Consider the following 14,891-nt stretch of genomic DNA (forward strand, 5'->3'; position numbering starts at 1 on the left):
CCTAGTATGACAAAAGAAAATATAGATTTAAGGAAAACTTTATTATTTTATATCAAACTTATCTTGCATAAGTTTATTTTCTACTGCTCCAATTAAAGAACTTGCTAAGTTATCAGAAAAATTTTTACTTGCCATACCTAATTTCTTTTTAAGCCATGACTGTTTAGCACTAATATATTGAAATTTAATATTTTCACCGAATTTTTCTTTTATAACGCTATACATATCATCAATGCCGTCAATTAAGCCATAATCCACTGCCGTTTGCCCTGACCAAAACTCACCGTTAAATAAAATATTATCTTGCTGGGTTAATTTACCCCCTCGCCTTTCTTTTACATAATCAACAAAATGATCATAAATTTGTTTCTGTAAATTTTTTACTATTTTAAGATCATCTTTTTGTATCGGTTTAAATGGATCTAAAATTGATTTATTTTTTCCTTCGGTATAAATTCGTCTCTCTATTCCAAGCTTGGCAATAGCTTCTTGAAAACCGAAACCGCTTGCTATAACTCCAATACTGCCGATGATTGAGCTGCGCGATGCGTATATTTGATCGCCTGCGCAAGCAAGCCAATATCCGCCCGATGCTGCAACATCTTCTATAAAACTATAAATTTTTATTCCTTTTTCCTTAGCAAGTTCACGGATGCGCTTGGAAATAAGCTCTGCCTGCACAGGCGCACCGCCCGGAGAGTTAATTACTAAACAAACTGTTTTAAGTCTCTTTATCTTAAAAGTTTTTTCTATTAATTCATTCAATGATTCCAAAGTAAGACCTGACTGCATCGCACCAACTTTACCTATCACCCCGCTAAGCCGTAACACTGCTACAACATTTTTAGAATTAGTAAAAATTAATGGAAAAAAAGGAAATAATTGTTCTAATTTACTCATCTGACGTTTACTTATTATTGCGTCAAATTCTGCTTTAGCGGCAACGCTTTTATTTATTTTATTCATTATCTTGCTCATTTTTATCGTTGGTTGATTTTTCTGCTTTACTTTGATTTTTAGCTTTTGAATTTGTATGTTTTGAAGGTTTAGGTGATTGATTAAGAGAAGCTTCTTCATAGCTATTTTTCGGTTCTGGGTAATTTCCTGGAATATTAGATAAAATAATTTTTCTAATTTCTTCATCATGCCAATTTGTATTACCGACAAATTTAGCTATTTTTTTTCCCTCAGGGCTGATTAATATACTAGTAGGTATTCCTACAATTGAAAAGGCTTTAAATAATTGATTTTTATAATCATGATAAATTGGTAAATAGCTTATTTGATAGTCTTTATAATATTTTTTAATAACTTCTATTCCTTGATCATCTTGTGATACGGGAATTACTGCAAAAGGTAATTTTCTAAAATCATTTTGCAAAATATCAAGGTCGGGCATTTCTTTAGTACAGGCTCCACACCATGTTGCCCAGAATACTAATAAAATAGTTTTCTCCTCAAATTGAACAAGAGAATACGGATTTTTTTCTTCGTCGTAAAATATTACTTTACCCGGAACATTTGAGCCGTTTAAAAATTTTACTGAAGATTTACCGAATGACGAAAAAGCAAAACTAGTTGTAGTTAACAATAAGCTTGTTATAATAATAAAAGAATATTTACTGTAAATTTTTAAACTCATAATATAATGAAAACGTTTTTGCTTTTTTTATTATTATCTGCAACATTGAGCGGTTGCGGTATCAAAAAACCTTTAGAGGTTCCTCAACAAACATCTAGTAATATATAGTTTATGCTGCTCGTATTTCTGATGTCATTCCTGCAAAGGCAGGAATCCAGAAATTATAGTCATTACTTCATTTATTTCAGTATCTACTAAAGATGCTGAAACAAGTTCAGCATGACAATAATTAGATTGCCGCGTCGTTGCTATCGCAACTCCTCGCAATGACGGTATTTTTGCAATGTATACTGCTCGTATTTTGAAAATTGAATTTTATTTTGAATTTTATTTTGAATGAGTAGTATACACTAATATCTTTTTAAAGTAGTACCAGATAACACTAAATCAAAACAATATGCTTTTATTTCCTGTTCTATAGTAAATAAATCCTGACTTATTTCTCCGCATTCATCGGTACAAATATTTTTATCAACTAACTCTAAGCGAGTCTGTAATGTTTTTAGGCTAGGATGTTCAACTCTAATATTGGCATTCTTAAAACGGGAGGATCGCATAGTAATAAAGTGATATTCTCCTTTATTATTACTAGTAGCAATGCCGGAACCTGTAAAGCTTGAATCTTTATTAACATAAAATCTTTTTTTATCAACTCTCACCCGCAACGGTTCATACGGGTATCTTCCATCCTGCCCAACTTGCCATAAATATATTTTTGCATCTGAAACAGGTACGCAATTTTGATCAAGTACCCTACCCTTTATCAAAATTTTTTCTCCGCTATATTTAGATAATTGTCCTGTTTTACGAAGTAAGTTATTAGTAGACTCAAAAACTTTCGGTTCATAGTCATTTAATATATTTTTTGTAATTTTACAACTATTAAGATTATTACTATAAAATTGCGGAGTAGTAGCAAATACATTCATACCCCAGAAGCAAAGTAAACAAAATAAAAATTTTTTCACGTTTTCCACTTTAATTGTATTTATTAAACTTTAATACTTGCATGATTTTAAGAATCGAATTTTATTTTGAGAGGTGACTTGCGCACAGCATACAACTTTGTACGTGAATACAAAAATCCTCAATAAAATGAAGAGCAATTTTTAAAAGCAAAAGAATATATTAATTAGTAGATCAATTAGTGCAGTTAATCAAATTAATTTTAAATATAATTTTTATTTGTCTGTTGATCAATTGATTATTGATTGTTAGTATATAATTATTGCTCATATAAACTCTAAAGTGCTTTAAAATATGCAAAAACTTTTAACTTTATTAATCGTGATACTAATACTTTATAATATAGTAAAGATAAAATCATCTTCTTCTTTAAATGACAACCCTAAAGAACAGGCAACTACCGATAATATTACCGGCCAGAATCAATCTTCTCTTCCTGCAGAACCAAATAGTCCGTTAACTGGTAATCTAATCGAGAAGACTATTTCAAAAGTAATAATAAATGCTCTTAAAACTGAAGAAGGAAGAGTATTCTTTGAAAATCTTCTTCAGCCTTTAAATAAACCTCTTGATACTGAAAATTACACCATAGAAGTACACAAAGACTTAGTAACGCCATTATTTAAAATTAACACTATCGGTACTGGCAATATCGGTCCTGCCTCTTGCGGTCATCTTGTAACGGTTTATTATCAATTATCCGATATTGATAATAATTTACTTACTGAGGATACCAAAACTTTTACATTAGGCTCAAGAGCTATATTACCTGGAATGGATAGCGTAATAGTTGGGATGATGGTCGGTCAAACCCGCACGGCAATTATTCCAGCAAAATATGCATATTATAATCAGGAATATCAAAATAAAAATATTGATCCAAATAGTCCATTCAGGCTTAATGTAGTATTAAAATCAATATTACCTCAAAATTTTATATCAAGTAATGAAGTAAAAATTTTTGATGATGAAATAGCTTATCGTATGCCTTTGTTGTGTGGAGAAAAAGTAGTTTTTGATGCTAAAATTACTCGCTTATCTGACGGCAAAATATTATATAATTCAAAGTTATCAGAAAAAAAAATTGATATGAAAATCGGCGATATTACTTATCCATTAATTTTTTCGTATGCCCTTCACGGTAAAGTACCAGTAGGAACTAGGACGGTCATTGCCAAAGGCAGAAATTTTAAAGCCACGGGGTCGAATCTAAATAAGATTATTTATCACGAATCATTACCTTTAGAGGAATATTTAATGTTAGAGTTAAGTAATTTCAGCTCTTTCTAACAGCGTTATTAGAGGCTAAACCGTACGTATTAACCTAAGAAAACTTAAAATAATAATATGCCTTCAAAAAAAAATATTCAAAAACAAAAGAATTATATTTTATTAACTATCCTTGTAATTATGGTTATATTAATGTATTTTGTGGCCTTAATAAAAATTTCTAGCTAAATAAACGCTAAATTCTTAAATAGGTAATAATATTAATATGCGAAATATTATTTTATTATTAGGTGCAATAGGTTTTTTACTAGCAATAATTATAATTATCGTTATAAATAAACCTCCTAATAAAGATACAAAGCAAGAAATTTTAGAGGTGAATATTATTATAAAAAATCACCGCTTCATTCCTGATATAGTTGAAGTACCTAAAAATACAAAATTACGCTTAATTATTAATAACCAGGATGACACGGTAGAAGAATTTGAAAGTAATGATCTGCATCGGGAAAAAATAGTAATGCCTAATTCCTCCATAAATATTATACTTGCTCCTTTATCACCAGGAAGGTATGATTTTTTTGGTGATTTTCATCAGGAAACCGCGCAAGGCGCTCTCATTGTTAATTAGATGTACAGGATAAAATGTTTAAAATTGCTCTAATAGTATTTCGTGAATGTTTAGAGATATCTTTATTACTTGGAGTAATACTTGCAGTAACGAAACAGATAGAGAAATCACGTTTATACATTATTGCCGGCGTTATGCTTGGAGTAGTTTGGGCTTCAATTTTTGCGTTTTTTACTCGTAAAATCTCTTTATCGTTTGGAGGTATGGGAGATGAGCTATTTGATTCCGGTGTTATGATATTAATTACTATTTTAATTAGCTGGACAATAATTTGGATGCAAGGTTATGGCGCTAAAGTAAAGCTCCATCTCAACAATTTATCAGAAAGAATTAATGAAGGTAGCGGCAGCTATATAATGTTAGTGTTACTTGTTGCTAGTACTATTTTACGTGAAGGTGCAGAAATTATTATTTTAGTATATAGTATTTCCTCCGTTGAAACAATTAACAGCACCGTCTATTTACAAGGGCTTATAATAGGCGCCACAAGTGGGTTTTTGCTCGGTCTAACCATATATTTCGGACTAATAAAACTTACTAATCAAAAATATATTTTCAAAATTTCTACTATTTTATTAATGCTGATCGCCGGAGGATTCGCTGCAAATGCTGCCGGTATCTTAACTTCTTCAGGTTTGATTACATGTTTATCGGATCAGCTTTGGGACAGTTCATGGCTAATCTCGGATAGAAGCATGACAGGTAATATAATACATATTGTTACTGGTTATATTGCAAGACCAAATGGTTTGCAGGTTGCAGCCTATTTTTGCACTATAATATTAATCAATATCTTAATAAAAATAAAACTTAAATATACTAGATTTTCACCTCAAGTTAAGGAATAATGCCAAATGTGTTATTCTAGCATATACTAGCGTTGTTGCACGACTCGATTTTTAGCCGTCATTGCGAGAAGATGCGTTAGCATCGACGCGGCAATCTGAAGAAAAATAATAACTTCGTCATTGCGAGCGAAGCGATCTAATTTCATAAGATTGCCGCACAGCTCAGCTCCTTGCAATGACGATTTTGTGGTTAATTTTTGAGTCATGCACCAATGCCTTTATTCATTTGAAATGACAGGCATTCCAAACACATTTAAAAAATATTATATGTTTAAATTATTATCAGAAATTGGTCCCGTAATAGCATTTTTTGCTGGATTCTTTTATGGTGGCGGCATACAAAGTGCTACTTTATATATGCTTATCACCGCTATTGTTTGTATCACTCTTTGTTATCTCATAGACGGAAAAGTATCTAAATTATCGCTAATCTCTGTAAGTGTTTTGCTTGTTTCTGGTAGTATCACGCTAATCAGCGGTAACCCAATGTATATAAAAATAAAACCGACTATATTATATGTTATTTTCGGCACTATTTTTCTTATGAGCGGTATAAGAAAAAATCCTTTTATAAAATATGCAGCAGAAAGTATAATTAGGCTTAAAGAAGAAAGCTGGATTATTTTAAGCTATAGAGCCGCTGGGTTTTTCTTTTTCATGGCTATAATCAACGAATTAGTTTGGCGCAACTTTACAGAATTAACATGGGTAAAATTTAAAGTATTCGGCGTAATTCCGATTACCTTTATATTTATTTTATTACAAATACCTTATTTATTAAAAAATAAACTACCGGATAAACCTGATAAAGAATTATAAATATGCCGATAATTTTAATTATTATCTTCTTATCTTTTACGCTAAGCGGTTGTCTACCTGCAATTTTTACTGCAGCTGCCACTACCGGCGTTGCCGCTTCAAAAGATCAATCACTATCCGAAACAATCAATGATGCAAAAATCTCAGCTGCGATTAAAGCATCTCTTGTAAAACATAATTTTAAAGAATTAGGAACAAAAATCAAGGTAGAAGTATCACAAGCACGGGTTTTATTTACCGGCAGTATTGAAAAAGAAGAAAATGCTTTAAAAGCGATAGAAATTGCCTGGAATCAAAAAGGCGTCAAAGAAGTCATTAATGAGCTTAAGGTAAATAAAAAAAGTAATCATTTTGATTTAGTGCAATATACCAAAGATAGTATTATAACAGCGCAAATTAAAACAAAAAGCCTGGTTAGAAAAGATATTAAATTTGCAAATTATACAGTCCTTACGGTAAATGATGTAGTGTATTTATTCGGTATTGCTCGCTCAGAAGAAGAATTAGAAAAAATAGCTACTATTTCTTCTAAAATAAAAGGTGTAGAAAAAGTTGTTTGTTATGTTAAAATAATGGATAATATTTCAAATTCTAACGAAAATAATGATTCGGATAATGTTCAAATGTAATAAAGTAAAATTATTAATTTTATTAATTATAAGTTTTGGTCTTACGGGCTGTAATACTTCAAAACAACAATTTCATACAAAACTCTCCAAAGAAGATCCACATAATTTAAGTTACCAAGGCCACTATAAAGTCGGCAAAAGTTATAAGATAAAAGGTAAAACCTATAAACCTCAAAGCCCTAATAAAAGCTACACTCAGATAGGACTAGCTTCTTGGTATGGCAGTAAACACGGCTTTCACGGAAAAAAAACTGCCAATGGCGATAGATATAATAAAAACTTATTAACTGCCGCTCATAAAACTCTTCCCTTGCCTTGTCTTATTAAAGTAACAAATCAAGCTAATAATCGTTCAGTTATACTTATGGTTAACGACCGAGGACCTTTCAAAAAAAATCGTATTGTAGACGTGTCAGAAAAAGCTGCCGAGGTCTTAAAATTTAAACAGCAAGGAGTAACAAAAGTTAAATTAGAATATCTAGCTCATGAAACAGAGAGATTTTTAAAAAATATAGAATTGCAACCTCAAGAAAATTATACCGTAAAAAAAGCCACTTTAAAAAAACGCTCTTCGACTAAACTAGCTAGTAATAAATGTAGCGTTAACTGTCATATTAAATTAGTAAATTTAAAACATAAATTAGCTTTAAATCCCTAATTTTTTGGTTTAATGTTATCTTGCTTTTGGGAATTGTTGTATGGATCGGTTTTTTCGATATCATCCCGTAATTTATTAACTAACGCAAACTATGGATAAAGTTCGTTTGTAAAATCTCGTCTATAGCGAGAAATTACTACTTACTTATTTTTAAATTATAAAAAGGTAGCTTATATGTTTAATAATATAAAAATTAATTTATTTCAAACAGTAAACGAGCGGATATTTCAAACAGTAAACGATCGGAAAATAGGAAATGAAAGTAAAACAATCGCAATCCTAACAGAGATAAAAGAAAAATATACTTTAGATGCCGTCTCATCCATTGTCAATACTTTTTCTTCCCCTTATGATGGATCTTCTACTACTATATTACATCAAGCAGCTAAGAATAATATGCTTAAGGCAGTAAAACTTCTTATAGAACTTGGAGCTAATGTAAATGCTATAGATTATCATAAATTTACTCCTTTACATAAAGCAGTTGCACAGGAAAATGAGCAGATAGTAAAATATCTTTGTTCCTTAACACAGATAAATCTAAATGCCCAAGATTATAATGGACTTACTCCTTTACACTTTGCAACAAGGGATTCAATTAATCTATCCTCAACTAAGAGAATTATAGAATTCCTTATTCAGGCAGGAGCTGATATTGGGTTAAAAAATAATGAAGGTTTTACTCCGGTTGAGTCGGCAACTCAAACAAAGCAAGATCCTAATCGTCAAACAGAGATTGTTGAATTATTGAACAATCTTAAACCTATGAAAGGAAGTTTCCTCCAGGAGAATAATCAACCAATATCTTCAGATGATTGTTCTAAAACAGAAGAGCTATCCTCAAGCGATGAGGGAGATGAGATAATGCTAGCTGGCCATGATATGTGAATATAGCTCTAATAGCAAATTACAAATTGTAGGCATCCAAGTTTGAAACAGTTTTTCACATTGATTTCAAAACATAATATTATTAATATTCAATAAAAATTAGAAAAGAAAAATTCATCCTGAACTTGTTTTAGGATGACTTACATGGCTTTTTGAAATTAGACTTCTTACAAAATTAAAACTTATAGGAAGAAATTTGAAAGAGACGCAGAATAAAGGCTCGCAACATACATAGAGGTACTTGAGTATCTAAGCATGTACCGGACAGTTTTTATTTTATGTCATTCCTGCGAGCTAGAATCTAGACTTTTCTACCGCCGTCATTGCGAGGAGCTTGCTAGGGCGACGTGGCAATCTTATGATTAGATTGTTCTCTTCGCTCGCAATGACGAAATTTTTATTATTTTGAGATTGCCACGTCGCTACGCTCCTCGCAATGACGAGTATAAGTATTCTCTGGATTCCTCACCTAGAGCGGGAATGACACCGAGAACGTTAAGTTCCGTATGGGCAATGCTGAACTAGGAAACGACACCCAAGAGCATTCTATCGATTTACATAGCGTAATACCGACATAAAACACTTTTCAATTAACTAGGTTCTGTAAACAAAATTTAAGTTATTTATATTTTAAGATATTTTTTAGCAAAAATTAATAAGATTTTTGTAGGAATAGTTATTCATATTTCAAAAAAATTCTATAATTTGCAGCAAAAAAGAACTAAAATAGACTAATTTAAATTTTGTTCACAGAACCTATAGCCGTAGCAGTATAATTAATATTTCTTCTTGCAAGACCTATACTTTTTAAACGCTCATATACTTTTTCAAATACTTGTTTAGGTAAAATATCTGACGTATTAATCTGCAAAAATTTATTATCTTTCAACTTAATAGAAAAAGATGGCTCATAGAATTCCGGTCCGTCGATTTCACGAGAAATTTTTATAAAATAACCTATTATATGACTATTATAATAATCACATTTACTAATCATTTTTTTTGCTATTTTATTAATAAAGATATCCGTTCTAACAGTATAGGTGAAAGCAAGAGCAACAGCAATGCCAAGCATTAGACGCTGACGATGACTAAAAGGAATATCGGAAGATAAAATAAATTCTGAAACGAAATTTGCTCTAAGCGTCTTATCAATATTTTTGTTATACTGCGCAAGCATAATTGCTAGCTCTATCGTAATAAGCGTTGTAGGATCAGGATTAATTAGGAGATATTTTATAGCCTCAACATATTTATCAATTTTACAAATATTTTTATCAAATTTTACTAATTTTTTTACTCGTTCGTAAATAATATCTTTTTTCTGTTCAGAAGGCGGTAATGAGTCAAATCTAACTCCTTCTTTCAGACCATAATTAGAAATTATTATTTTTTCCGGCGAAAAAACTTTAATAATAGATTTTACTATTAAAATAGCATTATAGTTAATAGCTTTTTGTTCATAATAACTTAGCTTTAACCTGTCGATGTGAAATAATTTTTCAAGATAAAATTCAAACTCTGCTCTATTTATTTCAAAATTATGTAAATTTTTAAGAGGATAATTAATAGAGTCCATATATAAGCGACCTATTAATCTTAAAGCTCCACCTATTAAATATAAATTAGGATAATGTTTTTCACCAAATTCTTCTTGAATCATTTTGGTAATCACGTGAGTATCCAAGTTATTACTAGTAATAACTTTTGTACCCAAAGGCAAAGACCTTAATTTACCAACTTTTTTATCTTCAATTTGTGCAAGTTCAAGGCTTCCTCCTCCTAAATCCGCCACTATGCCTAAAGCATCGCTTATACCAGAAATCAAACCAGCAGCAGTTAAATAAGCCTCTCTCTCTCCGGAAATAATTTCAATATCTATATTAAATTTCTTTTTAATTATTTCCTTAAATTCTTCAGCTTTTGGATGAGCTCTAAGTATTGCAGTAGCAACACATTTTATATTATTAACTTTAAGGCTTGTAAAAATATGAATAAGATATTGTAAAGATAGGTAAGTTTGATGTTTTATTTCTAAATTGTCTAAATCAAGTAAATTAATAATGTAATTTTTAAATTTATAATTAAAAATCTCTGGGGCTCCAAGTTCATCACAATCATAAACTACGGCCCTTACGGCATTATAGCCTATATCAATAATAGCTGAACGCATGATAATTATTATTTACTTATTTCAACAGAAATATTTTCTGTTTCTGCTGATATTTCTTCGGAAGATTCGCTATTTGCTTTAGGGTCAAAAGGCACCTGCGTAGGTACAAATGTAGGAGGTAATAGCCTACTGGTAAAAAACTTATCCTCATAATATTTAATCTTACGAGATTTTATAGGAGGAAAAGACTCAATTAAAACAATTTGCTCATCTTTCGGTAACTGTATTACTTCTTGAGGTAAAAGTAAAGCTCTTTGAACCTGCGACACATTTTGCGTTCTAGTCGAAATATTGAGATCGAAAAATATAGGTTTACTAAATGATCTTTGTTCCACTGTTTTATTACCGACAAGTTGTGATATCAAATTAGCCGTTTCATAGTTATTAGCGGCAAAAGTAATTCGGTATGTAGCATTTGATAAAAACGAATTCATCCCTGCATCTTCATATGTTCCTTTAAGTTGCTGAGTGTCTTGAATAATCAAAAACAAGCGAACTCTATATCCTCTAAAATAAGCAATACCAGCCTTAAAAGTATCCATTTTGCCAAGTGTTGGAAATTCATCTAATAAAAACATCACACCATAAGGCTCTTCCTTAAGATCAGGCATTTTACGACTTAAAAATTCCGTACCTTGTTGATAAAATACCTGCATTAACTTCTGTAAACGCTGGATATTATCAGGGGTAAGACCGACATATATCGTAGTTCTTTTTCTTTTTAATTCCTGAATATTAAAATCTGAAGAAGCGGTAGCGGCATCAATTAACGGGTTTGCCCATAATTCAAGTGACGAGTTCATCGTAGAGATCACCCCGGAACGCTCCTTATCGGCTTTCTGCAAAAACGCTGCAATATTCATATAAGCAACAGGATGGATTACTTTGCCTAAAGTATCAAGCACCACTGCTAAATTATATACTACATCATCGCTGCGCATTGTTCTAACTACTTCCCCGAAAGATTTAGTCTTATTCGGATCGGCAATTAAATATAGCGTTACGCCAAGGAATAAACTGCGTGCTTCGTTGTTCCAAAAATCTTTTTCTGGCATAATAAGGTTAGAAATTTTTTGAACGTCATCCACCATTTGTCCGGGCTTAGTACTAACCCAATCAATAGGATTATAACAATGAGTTATACCGTCAGGATTTGATGGCTCCCAAACAAAAACTTCTTGACCTTGCTTTTGTCGCCAGCCGCTAGTTAAACCGTGATTCTCCAGTTTTATATCATGTACCACTACCGAATCGCTCCAAAATAACAGATTCGGAATTACAAACCCTACACCTTTCCCTGAACCTGTAGGAGCAAATAGTAGAGCATGCTGAAATCCATCGGCAACAAAATATCCTCCGCTATCAACTCCTATTAACATACCTTTTTTAGCACGCAAACCGGCATCGTCAACGTCACTAGGACTTGCCCAACGTGCATCACCGTATACTTTTTCTTGCTGTTTGAAAAATTGTAATGACTTTATTCTATTAAAATTTTTGATATAAAAAATTATAACGATTAAAGAAGGAGTAAGAAGAGATAATATTAATTTTAACTTTAAATAATTGTAGTCAGTAAATTTTAATTGTCCCCATACGTTAAGAAGCCAATAAGCCCATTTATAAGCAATATTTATAGCAGTTACGTCTACGCCTATGCTGCCCAGCTCATTGGTAGAAATCGCAACAAACACACCACTTATCCACAATGTAGCAAAAATAACACATGGGTGAATTATAGCATGTCCCAATATATTTCTAGTAATTCTAAGTAGCTTATATAACTCCATTAATAATATTCCTATTTTTCTTATAATATACTTCCGAAACGTATCTTTTTCCGCCGTCGCCACGTTTTAATTGAACTATGATATCAACTACGGATATAATATATTTTCTTACCTCATCAGGCGGCATACCTAAATCTGCTTGCATAACCATAAGCTTCATTTGCTCTATTGCCATAGCCGGGCTATCGGCATGCAAAGTTGAGATCGAACCGGGGTGACCGGTATTAATTGCTCGCAAAAAACTGAAAGCTTCAGCACCTCGTAATTCTCCGACAACAATTCTATCTGGCCTAAGCCGTAAACATGCTTCTATTAAACTTTGAGTATTGACGTTAGCTCGCCCCTGCCCTCCTTTAGAAGAAAGCAAATGCACTCTATTAGGATGTTTCGGCAATAACACTTCTCGTGCATCTTCCACCGTAATTATTCGCTCTTGCGTTGGTATTTCACCAAGAGCTGCATTAGTAAAAGTAGTTTTACCGGTAGAAGTTCCGCCACTAATAATAATATTCTTTTTTGAAGTAACTGCATGTCTAATAAATTCTTTTATCTCTTTCTTAGCAAGATAATCATTTAAAATGCCTTCATTTTCATCAACTAAAGCTTCAGTAACCGTGGCATCGAAAGCACCCATTTTGGCATATTCATCTAATGAAAAATTCATGGTGCTACCCTTCCTGATCGAATAGATAATTTGACCTATCTCGCAAGCAGGCGGAAATACTATTTGAATACGGTAACCGTTCGGTAGAGTAGCAGAGAGTAAAGGTTTTTCCTCAGAAATAATTTGCTCCGTAGATTGAGCAACTAAACGTCCTAAGCCCATAAGATGGTCAAGGCCAAGCTCTGGGATTTGCTTAGAATATATCTCGCCTTTTTTTTCAACCCATACTTCACCGGGTTTATTAACCATAATTTCATTAATACCGTCTTCGGCAAATAAATCTTTGAAAGGTAATAAAAATGTCTCTAAAGCAGCAAATTCTTCCTTCATATTAACTCCCAACTATACATAAAACTGCCTGATTTCGAGAGGTAACTACGCACACGTGCATTTAGTAAGTGAGCATACGAATTCCCTACAGTTTTGCGAAACCCATTTTTCAAAGCAAAAAAATATATCATTTCATTAACCTTGATTTTAATAACACAGCTTTAGGGAATTTATAATCTTTATTAACAAATATTTTAATTGCAGTACCTTGATCAATGGTGGTAGTCGGCTTAAATTCCTGCTGCGCTATCATAGCTTTAACAGTATTGGTCACATCTGTAAAAGCTTGAGTAGATGCTTGTTGTGCTTGCGTGGGAGTAGAAGCGGTAGCAGCCGTAGTTAATAAACTTGCGGCAGCCGAGTTAACCGCTTGTACCAACGCCGCAAGCCTTTGAGCTGCAGTATTTGCGGTTGACGGATTTTGCGCTGTAAGACAACTTTGAGTCATTGAAGAATAAGCAGCTGAAGTTGTGTCAGTAATAGCCCCAAGCACGCTAGTACAAATCATTACAATTCTTACATCTTCGGTCACAGTAGTATTAGCAGCATTCGATTGAGCTATATTTTGTATTTGCGTTGCAACGGCACTATTAGCTGCTGCAGCTTGTGAGTTAATTGGCGGCGTTACTACTTTGTCAAGAGCATTAGCAAACGCAATATTAAAGGCTGATTGCAATATAGAGTTAGCAAAACGTTCTTTAAATTTATTATCTACCCTTCCTTGCATTCCTTTTCTTCCTAAACCATCGACGGCAAGGGAATCAAACTCTATGGTATAACCGTTGGTAAGGTCAATTCTATTCCATATTACAGAAATTCTGCCATAGGTTTCAGTAGAAGTTCCATAAGTTCCAAAGATTTTTGATCCTTTCGGAATTAAAATAACTTTGCCTTGTTCTGAAAATACATCTCTGCTGACCATGGCTTTAATTTCACCACCAAAATCGCTATTTATAGCCGTCTCTAACACCGCATCAATTATTTTCCCTCTCCCCAAAACAAAAGTCATATCACCCCGATCTTTAAAAGTGGCTTCCTGGGTTATCTGATCAGGGGTTTTTTTAACTTCTGTGCCACCTATTAACACTATAGAAGATTTTCTTTTTGCTTCACGGCGTTGTTTTTCTGCATCACTATCTACTAAATTTGATGGCGCAGACGGTAAGGAAATAGGAGGCGGTAATAAAGCTTTACTTTTATTATCTTCTACAGGAGTAGGTAAAACCGGCGGCGCAACCGTTATAGGCGGCGGGGGGGGAGCTGTCGGTACTTCTAGCTTAGGAGGTTCAGGTAATTTAGGAATTTCAGGAACATTATCCTGATCATCTTGAGCTGGTTTTGCAATATTATTGACTGGCGGTAAATAATCTTCCGAATTACTCTTTTTACTACCAAAAAAAAGTTGAAAAAATATATATGCAAAAATACCACAAATAACTATTAAAATTGCAATACTTTTACTAAAGCCGAGGGAAATTTTTGAAAGCTCTTTCTGAACTTCAGGTAAATCTGTCTCTGAAGAGTTTTGCGGGTTATTAATGTTTTGCTCTTCGGCCATAGTTTAATTTATATTAAATTTAAATATTTTTAATTCTCATCGGCATACCAATTTTTCTATGTCAT

General features: G+C 32.6%; 15 protein-coding genes and 1 pseudogene. 8 read left to right on the forward strand and 8 right to left on the reverse strand.

All coding sequences use genetic code 11. The annotated features are described in order from the left end of the window. Positions 1 to 42: 42 nt before the first annotated feature. Both OTR29_RS03610 and OTR29_RS03615 read right to left on the reverse strand, forming a co-directional pair. Positions 43 to 966 carry a S49 family peptidase gene (locus OTR29_RS03610; RefSeq protein WP_422229305.1) on the reverse strand — a complete coding sequence of 308 codons (924 nt, stop codon included), beginning with the start codon at positions 964 to 966 and terminating at the stop codon, positions 43 to 45. Further along, entirely contained in the window at positions 959 to 1,642 is a 684-nt protein-coding gene (locus OTR29_RS03615; RefSeq protein ID WP_422229306.1) for a TlpA family protein disulfide reductase, read from the reverse strand. The genes OTR29_RS03610 and OTR29_RS03615 overlap by 8 nt, the downstream gene beginning before the upstream one ends. A 6-nt stretch (positions 1,643 to 1,648) precedes the next feature. Between OTR29_RS03615 and lptM the strand changes: the two genes are divergently transcribed. Continuing rightward, entirely contained in the window at positions 1,649 to 1,750 is a 102-nt protein-coding gene (lptM, locus tag OTR29_RS03620; protein WP_422229307.1) for an LPS translocon maturation chaperone LptM, read from the forward strand. Between the two features lie 242 nt (positions 1,751 to 1,992). On the opposite strand, the gene OTR29_RS03625 is transcribed toward lptM, so the two are convergent. After that, on the reverse strand, positions 1,993 to 2,610 hold the full coding sequence (locus tag OTR29_RS03625; RefSeq protein WP_422229308.1) for a dioxygenase family protein: 618 nt from the start codon (positions 2,608 to 2,610) through the stop codon (positions 1,993 to 1,995). Positions 2,611 to 2,902: 292 nt separating this feature from the next. Between OTR29_RS03625 and OTR29_RS03630 the strand changes: the two genes are divergently transcribed. The 3 genes from OTR29_RS03630 to OTR29_RS03640 all read left to right on the forward strand — a co-directional run bounded on the left by OTR29_RS03630 (position 2,903) and on the right by OTR29_RS03640 (position 5,317). After that, positions 2,903 to 3,898, forward strand: a complete 996-nt coding sequence (locus OTR29_RS03630) for an FKBP-type peptidyl-prolyl cis-trans isomerase (protein ID WP_422229309.1) — start codon at positions 2,903 to 2,905, stop codon at positions 3,896 to 3,898. 205 nt (positions 3,899 to 4,103) lie between these two features. Then, positions 4,104 to 4,469 (forward strand): cupredoxin domain-containing protein, encoded by a 366-nt coding sequence (locus OTR29_RS03635; RefSeq protein WP_422229310.1) that lies wholly within the window; start codon positions 4,104 to 4,106, stop codon positions 4,467 to 4,469. A gap of 14 nt (positions 4,470 to 4,483) precedes the next feature. Continuing rightward, complete coding sequence (locus tag OTR29_RS03640) at positions 4,484 to 5,317, forward strand: FTR1 family iron permease (protein WP_422229311.1); 834 nt, start codon at positions 4,484 to 4,486, stop codon at positions 5,315 to 5,317. Between the two features lie 26 nt (positions 5,318 to 5,343). Here OTR29_RS03640 and OTR29_RS03645 read toward each other — a convergent pair whose 3' ends face one another. Next, the gene (locus OTR29_RS03645) at positions 5,344 to 5,523 is read right to left on the reverse strand and encodes a hypothetical protein (protein ID WP_422229312.1); all 180 of its coding nucleotides are present in this window, start codon (positions 5,521 to 5,523) and stop codon (positions 5,344 to 5,346) included. A gap of 61 nt (positions 5,524 to 5,584) precedes the next feature. Between OTR29_RS03645 and OTR29_RS03650 the strand changes: the two genes are divergently transcribed. The 4 genes and pseudogenes from OTR29_RS03650 to OTR29_RS03665 all read left to right on the forward strand — a co-directional run bounded on the left by OTR29_RS03650 (position 5,585) and on the right by OTR29_RS03665 (position 8,311). Continuing rightward, on the forward strand, positions 5,585 to 6,136 hold the full coding sequence (locus tag OTR29_RS03650; RefSeq protein WP_422229313.1) for a septation protein A: 552 nt from the start codon (positions 5,585 to 5,587) through the stop codon (positions 6,134 to 6,136). 2 nt (positions 6,137 to 6,138) lie between these two features. Then, positions 6,139 to 6,765, forward strand: coding sequence for a BON domain-containing protein (locus tag OTR29_RS03655; RefSeq protein ID WP_422229314.1), 627 nt, complete (start codon positions 6,139 to 6,141; stop codon positions 6,763 to 6,765). 10 nt (positions 6,766 to 6,775) lie between these two features. Beyond that, positions 6,776 to 7,423, forward strand: a pseudogene (locus OTR29_RS03660) (septal ring lytic transglycosylase RlpA family protein); the annotation flags it as partial. A gap of 174 nt (positions 7,424 to 7,597) precedes the next feature. Then, a complete protein-coding gene (locus tag OTR29_RS03665; protein WP_422229315.1) occupies positions 7,598 to 8,311 on the forward strand; it encodes an ankyrin repeat domain-containing protein in 714 nt (237 codons plus the stop codon). A gap of 736 nt (positions 8,312 to 9,047) precedes the next feature. Here the strand turns inward: OTR29_RS03665 and OTR29_RS03670 are convergent. From OTR29_RS03670 to OTR29_RS03685, 4 genes are all read right to left on the reverse strand, one after another. Beyond that, the gene (locus tag OTR29_RS03670; RefSeq protein WP_422229316.1) at positions 9,048 to 10,484 is read right to left on the reverse strand and encodes a Ppx/GppA phosphatase family protein; all 1,437 of its coding nucleotides are present in this window, start codon (positions 10,482 to 10,484) and stop codon (positions 9,048 to 9,050) included. 8 nt (positions 10,485 to 10,492) lie between these two features. Then, positions 10,493 to 12,274, reverse strand: coding sequence for a type IV secretory system conjugative DNA transfer family protein (locus OTR29_RS03675; protein WP_422229317.1), 1,782 nt, complete (start codon positions 12,272 to 12,274; stop codon positions 10,493 to 10,495). Further along, the gene (gene virB11 / locus OTR29_RS03680) at positions 12,261 to 13,268 is read right to left on the reverse strand and encodes a P-type DNA transfer ATPase VirB11 (RefSeq protein ID WP_422229318.1); all 1,008 of its coding nucleotides are present in this window, start codon (positions 13,266 to 13,268) and stop codon (positions 12,261 to 12,263) included. The genes OTR29_RS03675 and virB11 overlap by 14 nt, the downstream gene beginning before the upstream one ends. Before the next feature lie 127 nt (positions 13,269 to 13,395). After that, entirely contained in the window at positions 13,396 to 14,826 is a 1,431-nt protein-coding gene (locus OTR29_RS03685; protein WP_422229319.1) for a TraB/TrbI/VirB10 family type IV secretion system protein, read from the reverse strand. Between the last annotated feature and the right edge of the window lie 65 nt (positions 14,827 to 14,891).

Source organism: Rickettsia endosymbiont of Halotydeus destructor, from assembly GCF_049278075.1.
Taxonomy (GTDB): domain Bacteria; phylum Pseudomonadota; class Alphaproteobacteria; order Rickettsiales; family Rickettsiaceae; genus Rickettsia.

Coding starts and splice junctions, on each gene's coding strand:
- OTR29_RS03610 (WP_422229305.1), bottom strand. CDS start 966: ATGAATAAAATAAATAAAAGCGTTGCCGCTAAAGCAGAATTTGACGCA.
- OTR29_RS03615 (WP_422229306.1), bottom strand. CDS start 1,642: ATGAGTTTAAAAATTTACAGTAAATATTCTTTTATTATTATAACAAGC.
- lptM (WP_422229307.1), top strand. CDS start 1,649: ATGAAAACGTTTTTGCTTTTTTTATTATTATCTGCAACATTGAGCGGT.
- OTR29_RS03630 (WP_422229309.1), top strand. CDS start 2,903: ATGCAAAAACTTTTAACTTTATTAATCGTGATACTAATACTTTATAAT.
- OTR29_RS03635 (WP_422229310.1), top strand. CDS start 4,104: ATGCGAAATATTATTTTATTATTAGGTGCAATAGGTTTTTTACTAGCA.
- OTR29_RS03640 (WP_422229311.1), top strand. CDS start 4,484: ATGTTTAAAATTGCTCTAATAGTATTTCGTGAATGTTTAGAGATATCT.
- OTR29_RS03645 (WP_422229312.1), bottom strand. CDS start 5,523: ATGACTCAAAAATTAACCACAAAATCGTCATTGCAAGGAGCTGAGCTG.
- OTR29_RS03650 (WP_422229313.1), top strand. CDS start 5,585: ATGTTTAAATTATTATCAGAAATTGGTCCCGTAATAGCATTTTTTGCT.
- OTR29_RS03655 (WP_422229314.1), top strand. CDS start 6,139: ATGCCGATAATTTTAATTATTATCTTCTTATCTTTTACGCTAAGCGGT.
- OTR29_RS03665 (WP_422229315.1), top strand. CDS start 7,598: ATGTTTAATAATATAAAAATTAATTTATTTCAAACAGTAAACGAGCGG.
- OTR29_RS03670 (WP_422229316.1), bottom strand. CDS start 10,484: ATGCGTTCAGCTATTATTGATATAGGCTATAATGCCGTAAGGGCCGTA.
- OTR29_RS03675 (WP_422229317.1), bottom strand. CDS start 12,274: ATGGAGTTATATAAGCTACTTAGAATTACTAGAAATATATTGGGACAT.
- virB11 (WP_422229318.1), bottom strand. CDS start 13,268: ATGAAGGAAGAATTTGCTGCTTTAGAGACATTTTTATTACCTTTCAAA.
- OTR29_RS03685 (WP_422229319.1), bottom strand. CDS start 14,826: ATGGCCGAAGAGCAAAACATTAATAACCCGCAAAACTCTTCAGAGACA.